The sequence below is a fragment of the Cellulomonas sp. Marseille-Q8402 genome (genome assembly GCF_965119525.1).
Window position 1 is genome coordinate 2,035,590 of record NZ_CBCPLX010000001.1, and the last position, 15,176, is coordinate 2,050,765.

General features: G+C 74.8%; 14 protein-coding genes. 7 read left to right on the plus strand and 7 right to left on the minus strand.

The features are described 5' to 3' along the window. The first annotated feature begins 281 nt into the window (after positions 1-281). Positions 282-851 carry a TetR/AcrR family transcriptional regulator gene (locus ACWPWW_RS09355; protein ID WP_454050042.1) on the plus strand — a complete coding sequence of 190 codons (570 nt, stop codon included), beginning with the start codon at positions 282-284 and terminating at the stop codon, positions 849-851. A gap of 25 nt (positions 852-876) precedes the next feature. Then, on the plus strand, positions 877-2,058 hold the full coding sequence (locus ACWPWW_RS09360) for a GDSL-type esterase/lipase family protein (RefSeq protein ID WP_454050043.1): 1,182 nt from the start codon (positions 877-879) through the stop codon (positions 2,056-2,058). Here ACWPWW_RS09360 and ACWPWW_RS09365 read toward each other — a convergent pair. After that, a complete protein-coding gene (locus ACWPWW_RS09365; protein ID WP_454050044.1) occupies positions 2,048-2,926 on the minus strand; it encodes an NAD(P)-dependent oxidoreductase in 879 nt (292 codons plus the stop codon). The two genes, ACWPWW_RS09360 and ACWPWW_RS09365, sit on opposite strands and share 11 nt — an antisense overlap. A gap of 86 nt (positions 2,927-3,012) precedes the next feature. Between ACWPWW_RS09365 and ACWPWW_RS09370 the strand changes: the two genes are divergently transcribed. Further along, a complete protein-coding gene (locus ACWPWW_RS09370) occupies positions 3,013-3,237 on the plus strand; it encodes a DUF2188 domain-containing protein (RefSeq protein ID WP_454050045.1) in 225 nt (74 codons plus the stop codon). 10 nt (positions 3,238-3,247) lie between these two features. Here the strand turns inward: ACWPWW_RS09370 and ACWPWW_RS09375 are convergent, their stop codons facing one another. Continuing rightward, on the minus strand, positions 3,248-4,939 hold the full coding sequence (locus ACWPWW_RS09375) for an alpha/beta hydrolase (protein ID WP_454050046.1): 1,692 nt from the start codon (positions 4,937-4,939) through the stop codon (positions 3,248-3,250). Between the two features lie 75 nt (positions 4,940-5,014). Between ACWPWW_RS09375 and ACWPWW_RS09380 the strand changes: the two genes are divergently transcribed. Next, positions 5,015-6,247: a saccharopine dehydrogenase family protein gene (locus ACWPWW_RS09380; protein ID WP_454050047.1), complete on the plus strand. Its 1,233-nt coding sequence runs from the start codon at positions 5,015-5,017 to the stop codon at positions 6,245-6,247. 116 nt (positions 6,248-6,363) lie between these two features. Here ACWPWW_RS09380 and ACWPWW_RS09385 read toward each other — a convergent pair whose 3' ends face one another. The 4 genes from ACWPWW_RS09385 to ACWPWW_RS09400 are packed head-to-tail and all read right to left on the minus strand — an operon-like array spanning position 6,364 to position 11,883. Next, positions 6,364-7,734: an ABC transporter substrate-binding protein gene (locus ACWPWW_RS09385; protein WP_454050048.1), complete on the minus strand. Its 1,371-nt coding sequence runs from the start codon at positions 7,732-7,734 to the stop codon at positions 6,364-6,366. A 10-nt stretch (positions 7,735-7,744) separates the two neighbouring features. After that, positions 7,745-8,695 (minus strand): carbohydrate ABC transporter permease, encoded by a 951-nt coding sequence (locus ACWPWW_RS09390; RefSeq protein ID WP_454050049.1) that lies wholly within the window; start codon positions 8,693-8,695, stop codon positions 7,745-7,747. Positions 8,696-8,706: 11 nt separating this feature from the next. Further along, on the minus strand, positions 8,707-9,642 hold the full coding sequence (locus tag ACWPWW_RS09395) for a carbohydrate ABC transporter permease (protein ID WP_454050050.1): 936 nt from the start codon (positions 9,640-9,642) through the stop codon (positions 8,707-8,709). Positions 9,643-9,693: 51 nt separating this feature from the next. Then, positions 9,694-11,883 (minus strand): alpha-galactosidase, encoded by a 2,190-nt coding sequence (locus ACWPWW_RS09400; RefSeq protein WP_454050051.1) that lies wholly within the window; start codon positions 11,881-11,883, stop codon positions 9,694-9,696. A gap of 168 nt (positions 11,884-12,051) precedes the next feature. On the opposite strand from ACWPWW_RS09400, the gene ACWPWW_RS09405 reads away from it, so the two are divergent. Next, entirely contained in the window at positions 12,052-13,203 is a 1,152-nt protein-coding gene (locus ACWPWW_RS09405) for an ROK family transcriptional regulator (RefSeq protein WP_454050052.1), read from the plus strand. A gap of 18 nt (positions 13,204-13,221) precedes the next feature. Here the strand turns inward: ACWPWW_RS09405 and ACWPWW_RS09410 are convergent, their stop codons facing one another. Further along, positions 13,222-13,524 carry a hypothetical protein gene (locus ACWPWW_RS09410; RefSeq protein ID WP_454050053.1) on the minus strand — a complete coding sequence of 101 codons (303 nt, stop codon included), beginning with the start codon at positions 13,522-13,524 and terminating at the stop codon, positions 13,222-13,224. Between the two features lie 142 nt (positions 13,525-13,666). On the opposite strand from ACWPWW_RS09410, the gene ACWPWW_RS09415 reads away from it, so the two are divergent. Further along, positions 13,667-14,155, plus strand: coding sequence for a substrate-binding periplasmic protein (locus ACWPWW_RS09415; RefSeq protein WP_454050054.1), 489 nt, complete (start codon positions 13,667-13,669; stop codon positions 14,153-14,155). Beyond that, on the plus strand, positions 14,152-15,168 hold the full coding sequence (locus ACWPWW_RS09420; protein WP_454050055.1) for a cation transporter: 1,017 nt from the start codon (positions 14,152-14,154) through the stop codon (positions 15,166-15,168). The genes ACWPWW_RS09415 and ACWPWW_RS09420 overlap by 4 nt, the downstream gene beginning before the upstream one ends. Positions 15,169-15,176 lie beyond the last annotated feature (8 nt).

The window sequence follows — 15,176 nt, forward strand, 5'->3', positions numbered from 1 at the left end:
CGCCACGAGCGCGACGACGGCGACGATCGCGAGCACCACGAGCGCGGCGGCCACGACGTGCCACGGCTTGAGCCCGAACACGGTCCCTCCAGGTCCCGACCGGCGGCCGACCTGCCGGCCGACCCGGTCCCGACGCTACAGCGACGCCCCGGCCGCGGTGCGAGTTCGCCGAGATCGGCGCTTCCCGCCGAGATCGCGCCCGGCCACCACCGACCTCGGCGCAGAGCCCTGTCTACGAGGTGTAGGCTGCACGACGAACCCTGTAGACAAGGAGCACTCCCGTGGCCGCACGTGCCGGACTGACCGTCGACGCCGTGACCGACGCCGCCGTCGACCTCGCGGACGCCGTCGGCCTCGAGCAGGTCACCGTCTCGGAGCTGGCCCGCCGCCTCGGGGTGCAGCCGGCGAGCCTCTACTCGCACGTCCGCGGCACGGACGACCTGCGCACCCGGATCAGCGTCCGGGCGCTCGAGGAGCTCGGAGACCGCCTGGCGCTCGCCCTGGCCGGCCGGTCGGGTCGCGACGCCGTCGGCGCGCTGGTCGAGGCCGTCCGCGGCTACGCCGACGCCCACCCCGGGCGCTGGGCCGCCACCCAGGTGCGGGTGGACTTCGCGCAGGCGGGCGCCGCGGGCACCCGGGTGTCGGCGCTGATGCGCGGCGCGCTGCACGGCTACGGGCTTCCCCCGGACGAGGAGGCGCACGCCGTGCGGCTGGTCGGCAGCACCGTCAACGGGTTCGTCCGGCTGCAGGCGAACGGCGGGCTCGACCACTCCACACCCGACCCGGAGGTGTCGTGGCGCCGGATGACCGACGCGCTCGACGCCGCCCTCCGGCACTGGCCCGCCCCCTGACCCCGCTACCGACGGATCGAGAACCATGACCACCCACGACATCCCCCTGACCGACGACCTGGTCCGCGGCGCCGCCGAGCTCGAGCGCACCGCCGACGGCGTCCGCCCGCACCGGCTGCCCGCGTGGGCCCGCCGCCAGTACCCGGACCCGCAGCTGATGATGGCCGAGGCGCAGCCGTCGGGCGTCCGCCTGGTGCTGCGCACCCGCGCGACGGTGCTCGCGCTGACCACCCGCCCCACGAAGATCGTCTACCTGGGCGCCCCGGCCCGGCCGGACGGCGTCTACGAGCTGGTCGTCGACGGCGAGCGCACGGCGGAGGGCGTCGTGCGCGGTGGCGACGCGCTCGAGATCGACCTGCGGACGGGTGCGCGCGCGGTCCGGCCCGGCGCGCCCGGCACCGTGACGTTCGCCGGCCTGCCCGACCGGGACAAGACCGTCGAGATCTGGCTGCCGCACAACGAGCTGACCGAGCTGGTGGCGCTGCGCGCCGACGCCCCCGCCGCGCCGGCACCCGCCGACGGCCGCCCGGTGTGGCTGCACCACGGGAGCAGCATCAGCCACGGGTCGAACGCCGCGACGCCGCTCGGCACCTGGCCGGCCGTCGCCGCGGCGGCCGCAGGGGTCGAGCTGGTGAACCTCGGGTTCGGCGGCGGCATGCTGCTCGACCCGATGACGGCCCGGACGGTGCGGGACACCCCGGCGGACCTGATCAGCGTGAAGATCGGCATCAACGTCGTGAACTCCGACGCCATGCGGCTGCGGGCGTTCGTCCCGGCCGTGCACGGGTTCCTCGACACGATCCGCGACGGGCACCCCGACGCCCCGCTGCTGGTGGTCTCGCCGATCCTGTGCCCGATCCACGAGCGCACCCCCGGCCCGGGAGCGATCGACCCGGCGTCGCTCGGCACCGGCACGGCCCGGTTCCTGGCGACCGGCGACCCGGCGGAGGTGCCGGCGGGCCGGCTCACCCTCGAGGTGATCCGGGAGCAGCTGGCGGGCGTCGTGGCGCAGCGGCAGGCCGACGACCCGCGGATCGCGTACCTGGACGGGCGCGAGCTGTACGGCCCGGCGGACGAGGCCGCGCACCCGCTGCCCGACGCGCTGCACCCCGACGCGGCGACGCACCGGCTGATGGGCGAGCGGTTCGCTCGCCTCGCGCTGGGTGCCGGCGCGCCGCTCGCCCGTCCGGAGGCCGTCAGGGCGTGACGCTGGTGTGGAACGTCGCCGCCATGTCCTCGTCCGTGCGGCCCTGGTCCGCCGCGCGGTCGAGGCGGGCGGCGAACGCCTCCGCACCGTCCAGGCGCAGCCCGCGCTCCCGGGCGGCCTCGACGATCAGGTGCGCGTCCTTCCGCGACGTGCCGACGGCGAAGGACGCCGGGCTGAGCCGGTCCTCGCGGACCAGGTCGGCCTTGGCCCGGAGGAACGGCGTGTCCAGCGGCCCGCCCGCGAGCACCTCGAAGAACCGCTCCGGGTCGACGTCGAGCGCGCCGGCGAGCCCGAGCACCTCCCCCGCGGCGTTGGCGACGGTGATGACCCAGCTGTTGACCACGAGCTTCAGCCGGGTGGCCGAGCCGGCGGCGCCGTCCTCGCCCGTCCACACCGTGCGGGCGCCGATCGCGTCGAGCACCGGGGCCACGACGTCGCGCCCGTCGACCGGCCCGGCGGCGATGACGACGAGCTTCCCCGCCTCGGCGGGCTGACGCGTGCCCGACACCGGCGCCTCGTAGTACGTCACGCCGAGCTCCCCGGCGAGCGCGGCGAGGGCCGGGGCGTCGTCGACGCCGACCGTCGTCGACTGCAGCCACGCCGCGCCGGGCCGCAGCCCGGGACCCGCCTGCCGGATCACCTCGGCGACGGCGGCGCCGTCGTGCAGCATCGTCAGCACGACCGCCGCGCCCGCGACGGCCTCCGCCGGCGTCGTGGCGACGGTCGCGCCGTCCTCGGCGAGCGGCTCGGCCTTCGCGGCGCTGCGGTTCCAGACCCGCACGTCGTGCCCCGCGCGCAGCAGGTTGCGGGCCATCGCCGCGCCCATGATCCCGGTGCCGAGCACCGCCACCGTGCGTGTGTCTCCCATGCGGCCATCCTCGCCCCGGAGCGACCGACGTGCCGCAGCGGCGCCGTCGGGTGAGACTGCTGGTCCGACGACGCGAGGAGGTCAGCGTGAGCGAGGGCAACGGCGTGCACACCGTCCACCGGGACGGCGCGTGGCGCAACGAGGTGGGCGGCGTGCAGGAGGGCGACTCCTACGGGACCAAGGAGCCGGCGGTCGCGGCGGGTCGCGAGATCGCGCTCACCCGGCAGCTCGAGCACCACGTGCACGGCCTCGACGGGCAGGTGCACGAGAAGAACAGCTACGGGCACGACCCCCGGAGCATCCCGGGCTGACGCCCGCGGGTCAGCCCGCGTCCGCGAGCGCCTGCTCGACCTGCGCGGTGTCCGCGTCGTCCCAGCCCTCGGGCGCGGCCACGGCCGCCCAGGCCGGCGCGAGCTGCCGGTCGTAGTTGTGCCCGTGCCCGTCCGGGACGGACTTGGCGTTGACCAGGTCGAACGTCAGCTGCCAGAACGAGACCACCGGGTACCAGGTCATCGTCGGGCCGCTGCGCCCGGACGCGGGCTCGGCGAGCCAGTCGGGGCGCTCCACCAGCAGCCCGGGCGCCCACCACACGATCGGGTCGGACCGGTGCTGCAGGTACAGGACCCGGGGGTCCTCCCACGGGGTCGCCGGGACGTCGACGTCGCCGTCCTCGTCGGCGAACCGGACGACCAGCCCGCTGGCGTACACCGGCAGGGTCTCCGGAGTGCCCGGGTCGCGGCGCTGGACCAGCGCGCGCCACACGTCGTTGGAGTTCGGCGGGCCGACCCACAGCACGGCGTCGGTGCGCTCGCGGATGTCCGCCAGCGACGTGTACACGCTCTCCGAGCCGTAGGACCCGAGGCTCTCGCCGTACGCCAGCAGCCGCGGGCGGTCGTCCTCGGGCAGCGCGCGGACCCGGGCCTCGACGGCGTCGAACAGGGCCTGCGCCTCCTCCGCCGCACGGCCGCGGTCGACCAGGAACGACAACCAGCTCGGCAGGTACGAGTACTGGGTGGCGACCGTCGCGGTGTCGCCCCCGTACATCAGCTCCACCGGCTCGACCGCCGCGGCGTTCACCCAGCCGCTGCCGGTGGTGGTCACCACGAGCACGACCGCGCGGTCGAAGGCGCCGGTCCGGTCCAGCTCGGCGACCGCCGTCGCGGCGCGGCCCTCGGCGTCCGGCGCGGTGTCGAGCCCGGCGTACACCCGGATCGGGTCCGCGACGGCGCCGGCCGGTGACCCCGCGAGCGTCTCCGCGGACGGCGCCTGCGCCACGAACCGGCGCCCCTCCCGGCCCAGGGTGTCCCAGGCGGCGAGCGACTCCGGCGACCCCGACCGCATCGGGTCCTGGGGCTGCTCGACCCCGGGGTGGTCCTCTGTGTTCGCCGCCGCGAACGCCTGGTCGGCCAGCGACAGCGCCCGCGCCAGCACGACGTCGTTCAGCACGACCACCAGCGCCAGCCCGACGAGCACCGCACCAACGGCACCGGCGACGACGCCCGGCAGCCGCAGCCGGCGGCGCAGGAACTGGGCGATCAGCCGGCTCAGCGCCCGGATGCCGCGCGCGATGCCGAGGAAGACCGCCGCGACGAGGACCAGCACCGGCGCCGCGCGCAACCAGCCCGACGTGGTCGTCGGCGGCATGCCCATCGCGTCCGTGAGCTCCCGCTGCCACTCCGCCGCCACCGACAGCATGACGAGCAGCGCGACGGCACCGGCGACGCACAGCCCCGGGACGAGCCACCGCTGCGCACCGGCCGGGGCCCGGTCGCCGACCGCGGCCTGGAACCCCCGCCATCGGGACGAGCGCCGGAGCAGCCACGCGACCACGACGCCCACGCCGTACCCGATGGCGCCCGACACGCCGGACACCAGCCCCTGGAACAGCCAGTCCCGCGGCAGCAGGGACGGTGTCATCGCCAGCATCGCGAAGGTGACGCCGACGACGAGGCCCCCGGGGTGCAGGGGGCGCGGCCGCGGGCGCCTGCGCCCGGGAGCTGCGTCGGTGGCCACGGGACGTGACGCTACCGGTGCGGCCGGCGGTCCCGCTGCGATGCGGAGCCGGCCGCGCCTGCCTACGGTCGTCGCATGCCCGACCGCGAGCACGACCTCGTCCTGCTGGGCGCGACCAGCTTCGTCGGCGCGCTGACCGCCGAGCACCTCGCCCGCTCCGCACCGCCGCACGCCCGGATCGCGCTCGCAGGACGGGACCACGGGCGGCTGGCAGCCCTGCGGGACCGGCTGCCCGGTCGGGCGGCGGACTGGCCGCTGGTCGTCGTCGACGTCGAGGACCGGCCCGCGCTGGACCGCGTCGCGGCGTCGACCACGGCGCTCGTCACCACCGTCGGTCCCTACGCGCGGCACGGCCTCCCGGTCGTCGAGGCCTGCGCCGGTGCCGGGACGCACTACGCCGACCTGACCGGGGAGCTGGGATTCGTTCGGGCCGCGGTCGACGCCGCCGACGCCCGGGCCCGGGCCACCGGCGCCCGGATCGTGCACGCCTGCGGGTACGACTCCGTGCCGTCCGACCTCGGCGTCCACCTGCTGCACCGCGCGGCCGCCGCCGACGGGGCGGGCGACCTGCTCGACGTGCACGCCCTGGCGACCGCGCGCGGCGGGGTCGGCGGCGGGACGGCCGCCTCCCTGCTGGACGAGGTCGAGGCGGTGCGGACCGACCCGGGGGTGCGCCGGCTGCACGCGGACCCGTTCGCCCTGTCGCCCGACCGGGACGCGGAGACCGACGCGCCGCAGCCGGCGCCGTTCCCGCCGCCGCGCCGGCTGGCCGGCCGCTGGGCCGCGCCGTTCGTGATGGCGCCGTTCAACACCCGGGTCGTGCGGCGGTCGAACGCCCTGACCGGGTGGTCGTACGGCCGCGACCTGGTCTACTCCGAGCACGTCGACGCCGGGAGAGGACCGTCGGGGCTCGCGTCGGCGGTGGCCGTCACGGCCGTCAGCGCGCTCGGCGCCGCCGCGCTCGCGCTGCCACCCACCCGCGCGCTGGTCGAGCGGCTGCTGCCCGCGGGCGGCGGCCCCGACGAGCAGACCCGGCGGGGAGGCTTCTTCCGGCACCGGTTCCTCGCCACCACGACCAGCGGGCGGGCGTACGCGGCGCGGGTGCAGGCCTCCGGCGACCCCGGCTACGCCGCGACGTCGGTGATGCTCGGCGAGGCGGCGCTGGCGCTCGCGCTCGACGGGGACGCACTGCCCGACCGGGCCGGCTCCCTCACCCCGGCGACCGCGCTGGGCGACGTCCTGGTCGAGCGGCTCCGCGGTCAGCTGTTCCGCCTCGACGCGATGGAGGTCGCACCGATCACCTGGTGACGACGCGCGACCGGCCCGCGCCGGCCGCGAGGTCGCCCTCCCGGCACGAGGTCGTCCCGCGGGACTGACGACCTCGTGCACAGATGACGACCTCGCGCCCCGGGCGTCCGCCGGGGTCAGTCGTCGTCGTCGGCGAGGACCTGGTTGACCCGCCCGTTCGCGGCCGCCAGGCTCTCGGGCTCCGCCTGGAACGACAGCACCGCGTCCATCGCCGGCTGCATGATCGACTGGATCTGCGCCCAGCTGGCCGTCACCGGCGGCAGGGTGCCGGTGCCGTCCTCGACGTGCACCGCGAAGGCCTCCGCGTCGACGCCGATCTCCTGGAACGCCGCGACGGCCCGGTCGGACGACTCCGTGATCGCCGGGAACACCCGCGCCTGGTCCGCGACGACGTCCTGGCACTCGCGGCTGGCCAGGTACTCGACCCAGCGCCACGCCTCGTCGGGGTGCGGCGTCCCGGCGTAGATGGCGTCGGACAGCCCGTTGTAGACGCTGGCGCGCTGACCGGAGGGACCCGTCGGGGTCGGCGCGATGCCCACGTCGACGCCCTGCAGCTCCGACATGGCGCGCGCGTTCCACGCGCCCTCGATGAGCGTGGCGTAGGCGCCCGAGCCCATCGACTCGATGGAGCCGATGCCCGACGTCGCGACGGCGAGCGAGGGCAGGTAGCCCTTCTCGATGAGCGACCGGTACCAGCCGACGGCCTCGGCGAACGCGGGGTCGTCGTACGCGAACTGCGTGGGCCACGGGTTCCGGTCGGCGTAGGTCCAGCCGTTGCTGAGCGCGAACGGCGCCCACTGGACCTGGCCGAACCCGCCGCCGCTCTCGTTGTAGCCCATGCCGTAGACGGCCACGCGCGTCTTGTCGAAGCCGGGCTCGTCACCGCGCACGCCGTTCTCGTCGACGGTGAGCCGCGCGACCAGCTGCTCGAAGGAGCCGCCGTCCTGCGGGTTCCAGTCCAGCTCCGCGAGGTCCTGCGCGGTGTACCCGGCCTCGGCTACGAGGTCCTCGTTGAAGTACAGCCCGACGCTGTCCCAGTCCTTCGGCAGCCCGTACAGGCCGCCCTCGGCACCGCGCCACAGGTCGACGAGCCCGTCCTGGTACTGCCCGAGGTCCAGCCCGGACTCGGCGACGCGGTCGGAGATGTCGAGGATCTGGTCGAAGCTCGCGTACTTGCCGAACTGCTGGGCGTGGTCGACGAACACGTCGGGCGCGCTCTCCGCCACCATCCGCGCGGTCAGCTGCGTCCAGTAGTCGTCCCAGCCGTACTGCTCGATGTTCACCCGGATGCCGGGGTTCTCGGCCTCGAAGGCCGTCGCGCACTGCTGGTAGCCGGGCACCTGGTTGGAGTCCCACATCCAGTAGGTGAGGGAGACGGGCTCCTGGCCCGTCCCCGCGCCGGCGCTCCCGGCGCAGCCGGCCAGCGCGAGCGTCGCGGCGAGCACGCCGGCGACGGTGCTGCGACGACGGCGGTCCTGGGTGGTCATGGCACGCACCTCACTTGATCCCGGAGAAGCCGATGGAGCTGACGATGCGCCTCCCGAGCGCCACGAACAGCAGGACGATGGGCAGCGCCGCGACGAGCGTGGCGGCCATCAGGCCCGCCCAGTCGGGGCTGCCCTGCGGCGTCTGCGACCGGAAGATGCCGAGCGCGACGGTCAGCACGCGGACGTCGTCGCTCTGCCCGACCAGCAGCGGCCAGAAGTACTCGTTCCACGCCGTGATGTAGGTCAGCACGGCGAGCGTCGTGAGGGGCGCGCCCGCCATGGGCAGGATGATCCGCAGGAACACCCGGGCCCGGCTCGCGCCGTCGAGCATCGCGGCCTCCTCCAGCTCCCGGGGGATCCCGAGGAAGAACTGCCGCAGGAAGAAGATCGCGAACGGCGTCATGAACACCGTCGGCAGGATCAGGCCGGGGAAGGTGTTGAGCAGCCCCAGCTCCTTGATCAGCACGAAGTTCGGGATCGCGGTGAAGATGCCCGGCACCATCAGCGCCGACAGGAAGATCGCGAAGACGGTGTCGCGGCCGGGCCAGCGCAGCCGCGCGAACGCGTACGCCGCCATCGCGGAGAAGAACACCTGGCCGAGCGTGATCGTCGTCGCCACGACGACGGAGTTGCGCAGGTACAGCCAGAAGTTGATCCGGCCGCCGGCGCCGCCCTGGGCGAGCGACTCCTCGAGCGTGCTCAGCCCGAACACGCGACGGAACGCGTCGAGCGTGAAGTCCGCCGGCAGCAGGCTGCCCGCGTCGGACGCGAGCGCCCGGTTGTCGGAGAACGCCGTGCGGAGCATCCAGTAGAACGGGAAGAGGGTGATCAGCAGGATCACGATCAGGCAGATCCAGCCCACGACGCGTCCCCAGGGCACGGGGCGGCGCGCGGACGGGCGGCGCCCGCCGGTGCGGGACCGGGACGGGGCGGCGAGGGGTGCGGTGGTCGTCGTCGACACGTCGGGCCTCCTCAGGCGTTGTCCGACTCGCCGGCGCGCAGCAGCTTGAGCTGCACCAGCGCCACGACGAGCAGGACGGCGAACAGGACGACGGAGAGCGCGGACGCGTACCCGAAGTCGAGCTGCGAGAACGCCAGGTCGTAGATGTAGAGGTAGATCACGCGGGTGGCGTTGACCGGTCCGCCGCCGGTGGTGACGGCGACCGTGTCGAAGATCTGGAAGGAGCCGGTCACCGTCACGACCAGCACGAGCGCGAGCACCGGGCGCAGCAGCGGCAGGGTGATCGAGCGGAACTGGCGCCAGGCCGACGCCCCGTCCAGCGCGGCGGCCTCGTAGACCTGCGGCGAGATGGTCTGCAGGCCGGCGAACAGCAGCAGCGCGGTGTACCCCATGTGCCGCCACACGTTGATCAGCGCGATGGTCGGCAGGGCGAGCGCGGGGTCCCCGAAGAACGCCTGCGGGTCCATGCCGATCTTCCCGAGCAGGACGTTCACGACGCCGATCTGGTAGTCGAGCATGAAGTACCAGACCAGGGCGACCACGACGTTCGCCACGAAGTACGGCAGCAGCGCGGTCCCGCGGATCAGGATCGAGCGGGTCATCCGCTGCAGCAGCATCGCCAGGCCGATCGCGATCACGGTCTGGATCACGATGTTGACCAGCACGTAGTACGCGGTGACGCCCATCGCGTTCCAGAACAGCGGGTCGTCGACCAGCCGCCGGTAGTTCTCCAGCCCGACGAACTCGGCCGGCGCCAGCACGGAGTAGTCCGTGAAGCTGAACCACAGGCCCCGCACCGCCGGCACGAGGTAGAACACCACGAAGCCGATCGTCGCCGGGATCAGGAAGATCATCGCCGTGCGCAGGTCGCCGCGGCCGCCCCCTGCGCGGCCTCGACGTCCGGGTGATCGACGGGCCGTGGGGACCGTCGGTGTCACGACTGCCATGTCGTCGCTCCTCTTCTCGCGCCGTCGCGAGCCGGGATGGGTGGTGGTGGGTCAGACGGCCGTCAGGTGCAGCAGGACCGACCGCTCCGGAAACTGGTTCGGGGCCTGGACGCCGACCGCGGCGAGCGTGCGGCCCGACAGGCGGGTGCCCGTCGACCACCAGGCCGGCAGCGCCTCGCCGTGCCCGGGGACCACCTGGTCGCCCGGGGCCAGCGGGCGGACGTCGTACGTCGCGTCCGGGTCCAGTCCCGGCAGGCGCACGCGCCCGGGCGGGGCCGAGACGCCGGTGGCGACCTGGACGACAGCGAACACGGCCTCGCGGCCGTCGGTGCCGACGACGCCGTGCACCCGCAGCGCGGGGTCCGGGTCGTCCGCCCGCACGGTGCGGCCGTGGTGCAGCAGGTCGCGGTGCGACCGGTACGCCTCCACCCAGCGGGCGACCTCGGCCTGCTCCGCCTCCGTCGCCGCGGTCAGGTCCCACTCGATGCCGAGGTGGCCGAAGAACGCGGTGGCACCGCGGAAGCTCAGCTCGTGACGCCGCCCGGTGGTGTGGGACACCGGCGAGCCGATGTGCGACCCGAGCATCTCCGGCGGGACCAGCAGGCCGGTGCCCGCCTCGATCACCTGGCGCTCGAGGGCGTCGATGCAGTCCGACGTCCAGATGCGCTCGGCCCGCTCGAGGATGCCGAGGTCGGCGCGGCCGCCGCCGCCGGAGCAGGACTCGAACTCCACGTCGGGGTGCCGCGCGCGCAGCGCGTCCAGCAGCCGGTAGGCCGCGAGGGTCTGGGCGTGCACCCCGGCCGAGCCGGTCCCGGTGTGGCCCGCCTCGACGAGGTCGCGGTTGTGGTCCCACTTCACGTAGCCGATGTCGTACGTCGACAGGATCGCGTCGATCTGCCCGAACACGTGGTCCCACGCCCCGGGGTGGCCGAGGTCGAGCACCTGCTGGTGCCGGGCCTCCGGCGGCAGCCGGTCGCCGGCCTGCAGGATCCACTCGGGGTGGCTGCGGGCCAGGTCGGAGTCGGGGTTGACCATCTCGGGCTCGAACCAGAGGCCGAACTCCATGCCGAGGCCCGTGACGTGGTCCACGATCGGGTGCAGGCCGTCGGGCCACACGTCCTCGTCGACGACCCAGTCCCCCAGGCCCGCGGTGTCGTCGCGCCGGCCGCGGAACCAGCCGTCGTCCAGCACGTACCGCTCGACGCCCGCGGCCGCCGCGGCGTCGGCGAGGGCCTTCAGCCGGTCGAGGTCGTGGTCGAAGTACACGGCCTCCCACACGTTGATCAGCGACTTCCGCGGCGTACGCGGGTGCTGCGGGCGCGAGCGCAGGTAGGCGTGGAACCGGTGCGACAGCTGGTCGATCCCGTCGCCGTAGGAGCCGTAGACCCACGGGCTCGCGTAGGACTCGCCCTGCGCCAGGCGGACCTCGCCGGCCAGCAGCAGCTCGCCCGCGCCGAGCACGCGCACCCCGGTGGGCATCGCCTGCTCGGCGAACGTGCGGGTGTTGCCCGACCACGCGACGTGCACACCCCAGACCTCGCCCGACCGGTAGCCGAAGCCCTGCCGTCCCGCGAGCAGCAGCAGCGTGCCGTCGTGGCTCCGCGCCCGGCGCGACTCCCGCAGGTGGGTACCGGCGACGAACGCGTGCCGCTGCGGGCTGCGCTCGCGCAGGTGCCGGCCGGTGAAGTCGAGGATCTCGTCCGCCTCGCGCGGGACCGGGAGCGCCACGTCCAGGCCGGCGACGGTGAACGTGCCGGAATCGTGGTTGGTCACCTCGGCGCGGGTCCGGACCAGGCCGTCGGGCAGCATCTCGAGCTCCAGCACCAGGCCCAGACGCGCCGCGGCGTCGGTCGCCCGCACCGTGAGCCGGTGCGCGACCGGGGTGCCGTCGCGCTCGGTGCCGTGCGCCAGGTCGACCTCGTCGACCTCGAAGGCGGTGGAGAAGTCGGCCCCCTCCCGGTGACCGGTCAGGCCCGGCGTGCCGAGCCAGCCCACCGACTGCTCCGGGAGCAGCGACAGCGGCACGGGAGCGTCGGGGGCGCCGGACGCGACCGGGGGGACGCTCGCCGCGCGCAGCGCGCGCAGCTCGTCGGCCGGGACCTCGCCGAGGTCGGCGCCCCAGTGCAGCGCCCGGGGCAGGCGGTCGCCGGACAGGTCCAGCACCAGGCTGACGCCTGCGGCGCGCAGGTGGAGGAGATCGTGGTGCTCGGCGGGGCGGGGTGCGGACGTCTGCGTCGGCATGTCGGGACCTCTTCGTCGGGAACGCGATAGTTCTACACCGGAAATATCTCCGGCGTCAACGGGCTTGGTTGCCGACTCTTGCGCCGACGTCTCCGAGTACTTCGTTGCACCGCTGAACCCTGACGGGCACCTTTGTTCTGCGACGGAATGGTCGGGCACACTGTCTGCGTGCCCCGACTGCCGGCAGGTCCCTGGGTCCCGCTCTCCGGGGCCGCGCACCGCGTCGCGCTCGAGGTGCTGCTCGACGGACCGCTGTCGCGCGCGGAGCTCGCGCGCCGCGTGGATCTCTCCCCCGGCAGCCTGACGCGCCTGACCAAGCCCCTGCTCGACGACGGGCTGCTGGTCGAGGTCGCCGCGCCGGCCTCCGGCCAGCGGATCGGCCGGCCCTCGCAGCCGCTGGACGTCGTGCCGTCGGCCCACCACTTCGTCGGCATCAAGCTCACGGGCGACTCCGCGCACGGCGTGCTGACGACGCTGCGCGCCGAGGTCGTCGCGGTCGCGGACCGGCCCCTGGCGGACCACCGGCCGGGAGGCGTCGCGGACACGGTCGCGGAGCTCGCCACCGAGCTCGTGGGCCGGTCACCGGACGGGGTCACCGCGGTCGGCGTCAGCCTGGGAGGTCACGTGACCGGCGCCGCCGACGTGGTGCGGGCGCCCTTCCTCGAGTGGGACGACGTCCCGCTGGCGGAGATGGTCCGGGCCCGCACGGGCCTGCCGACGGTCGTCGCCAACGACGTCACCGCCCTGACCGAGGCGACGCACTGGTTCGGTCACGGCCGCGGCGCCGGCACGTTCGCCCTCATCACCGTCGGCGCCGGTGTCGGGTTCGGTCTCGTCGCGCACGACCGGCTCGTCACGAACGACGACGCGTCGCTGGGGCTGATCGGCCACCACCCGCTCGACCCGGGCGGGCCGCCCTGCCCGCTCGGGCACCGGGGCTGCGCGACGGCCATGCTGACCATCCCCTCTCTCACCGCGCAGGTGTCCGTGGCGCACGGCCGGCCGGTGGGCTACGACGAGGCGCTCGACCTGGCCGTCGCCGGCGACCCCGCCGCACGCCGGGTGGTCGACGACGCGGGCACCGCGCTCGGCCGCCTGGTGGCGGTCGCGGCCAACTTCACGATGCCCGACCGCGTCGTGCTCGGCGGCGAGGGCGTCCGGCTCGCGGAGGTGGCGCACGACCGCGTGCTCGACGCGCTGCGCGCCGACCGCGACCCGCTGGCGTCGCTCCCCGTGATCGCGACGCAGTCGCCCGCGTTCACCGAGTGGGCGCGGGGTGCGGCAGTCATCGCGATCCAGACCTTCGTCCTCGGCGCCTGACTCGCCCGGCGCGGGCCGTCAGCGCGGGGCGCGGGGCAGGGGGCGGGCCTCGGGGTCGGAGAACTCGAGCGTGATCCGCAGGTACCGCAGCTCGCGGGAGTCGAGGATCCGGCCGGCCCCCGTGTAGTGGATGGTCTCGCCGTCGATCAGCTCCAGCTGGGCCATCGGCGCGTCGACCAGCAGCGTCTCCGTCGTGGCGTCCTCGACGCGCAGGCTCGCGGCGGTGCCCTCGATCCGCACGGTGTGGCCGCGCAGGTCGAGAGCCCGCAGCAGGGCGCGGGACTCGCCGTCGCGCAGCAGGATCCGGGTCGGTCGCAGCACAGGGGTCCTTCCGGCGCGGGGAGCGGACGGCGGGCGCACGTCGCTCGGTCTCCCGATCGGCAGGCGACCTGCGGGAACGAAGGACTTGAGTCCCACGTCACCCTGACGTGCGGCGTCGCGCGGAGAGCGCTTCACTGACGTCATGCTCCGCACCGTCCGCGGCGTCGCTGCTCTCGCTGCCGCCACCCTGCTCCTGACCGGCTGCGGGGGCGCCTTCCCAGCCGACCCCGACGGCACGCTCGAGCGCGTCACCGGCGACGTGCTGCGGGTCGGCGTCACCGCCAACGAACCCTGGACGGCAGCCGATCCCGGCGGGGAGCCGTCCGGGCTCGAGGTCGATCTCGCCGCCGAGTTCGCGGAGACGCTGGACGCCCGCGTCGAATGGACCGTCGGCAGCGAGGAGGACCTGATCGGCCGCATGGAGCGCCGCGAGCTGGACCTGGTCGTCGGCGGGTTCACCGGGACGTCGCCGTGGGGGGCGCAGGCCGCGCTCACCACGCCCTACACCACAGTGCCCGACGAGGAGGGGAAGCCCGAGCCGCACGTCATGGCGGCGCCGCTCGGCGAGAACGCGTTCCTCGTCCGGCTCGAGACGTTCCTCCTCGAGGAGCACGAGGACGTGCTGCCGTGACCGCCACCTTCGGGCACACCGAGCTGCCCGACGAGCAGGCCGACGCGCTGCGCCGGGCCGTCCGGCTCGCGTGGGGCACCATCGGCTTCCTGGTCGTCGGCGTCACGCTCGTCTACCTGGTGATGGGCAGCTCGCAGGCGATGAAGGCGGCGTGGACCGAGGACCTGCTGTCGTTCATCCCGCCGATCAGCTTCCTGGTGGCCATCAGGTTCGCCCGCCGGCGGCCGACGTCCGCGCACCCGTACGGCTACCACCGGTCGGTCGGCGTCGGGCACCTGGTCTCCGCGGCGGCCCTGCTCACGATGGGCACGTTCCTGGTCGTCGACTCCGGCACCGGGCTGCTCGCCGCCGAGCACCCGCCCGTCGGCGTGATGCACCTCGGCGGGCACGTCTTCTGGGCGGGCTGGCCGATGATCGGCGCGATGGTGCTCACCGGCATCCCGCCGGTCCTGCTCGGCCGGGCCAAGATGCCGCTCGCCCGCACGCTGCACGACCGGGTGCTCTACGCCGACGCGGACATGAACAAGGCCGACTGGATGACGGCGCTCGGCAGCATCGTCGGCATCCTCGGCATCGGCGCGGGGCTGTGGTGGGCCGACTCCGTCGCGGCGCTGTTCATCGCGGTGAGCATCCTGCGGGACGGCGTCACCAACCTGCGGGTCGCGTCCAGCGCGCTGATGGACGCGCGTGCGACCACCGTCGAGGGCGACGAGCCGCACCCCCTCACCGCGGAGGTCGACCGCTACCTCGGCGCGATCCCGTGGGTCGCGGCGGCCGGGTCACGGGTGCGCGACGAGGGGCACGTCTTCCACGTCGAGGCGTTCGTCGTGCCGCACGACGGGCGGTCCCCCGACCTGGCCGACCTGGCCGCGGCGCGCGAGGGGGCGATCGCGCTCGACTGGAAGGTGCAGGACCTGGTGGTGGTCCCGGTCGAGGAGCTGCCGGCGGACCTGCTGCCGGGGGTGCGGGCCGCTGAGGGGGAGCGGGCCGACGCAGGTGCCCCCGGAACCTGACGGCCCGA

Excerpts from the sequence above, each read along its gene's own strand:
- ACWPWW_RS09360 (WP_454050043.1), top strand. The coding sequence starts at position 877 with ATGACCACCCACGACATCCCCCTGACCGACGACCTGGTCCGCGGCGCC.
- ACWPWW_RS09365 (WP_454050044.1), bottom strand. The coding sequence starts at position 2,926 with ATGGGAGACACACGCACGGTGGCGGTGCTCGGCACCGGGATCATGGGC.
- ACWPWW_RS09380 (WP_454050047.1), top strand. The coding sequence starts at position 5,015 with ATGCCCGACCGCGAGCACGACCTCGTCCTGCTGGGCGCGACCAGCTTC.
- ACWPWW_RS09385 (WP_454050048.1), bottom strand. The coding sequence starts at position 7,734 with ATGACCACCCAGGACCGCCGTCGTCGCAGCACCGTCGCCGGCGTGCTC.
- ACWPWW_RS09395 (WP_454050050.1), bottom strand. The coding sequence starts at position 9,642 with ATGGCAGTCGTGACACCGACGGTCCCCACGGCCCGTCGATCACCCGGA.
- ACWPWW_RS09400 (WP_454050051.1), bottom strand. The coding sequence starts at position 11,883 with ATGCCGACGCAGACGTCCGCACCCCGCCCCGCCGAGCACCACGATCTC.
- ACWPWW_RS09415 (WP_454050054.1), top strand. The coding sequence starts at position 13,667 with ATGCTCCGCACCGTCCGCGGCGTCGCTGCTCTCGCTGCCGCCACCCTG.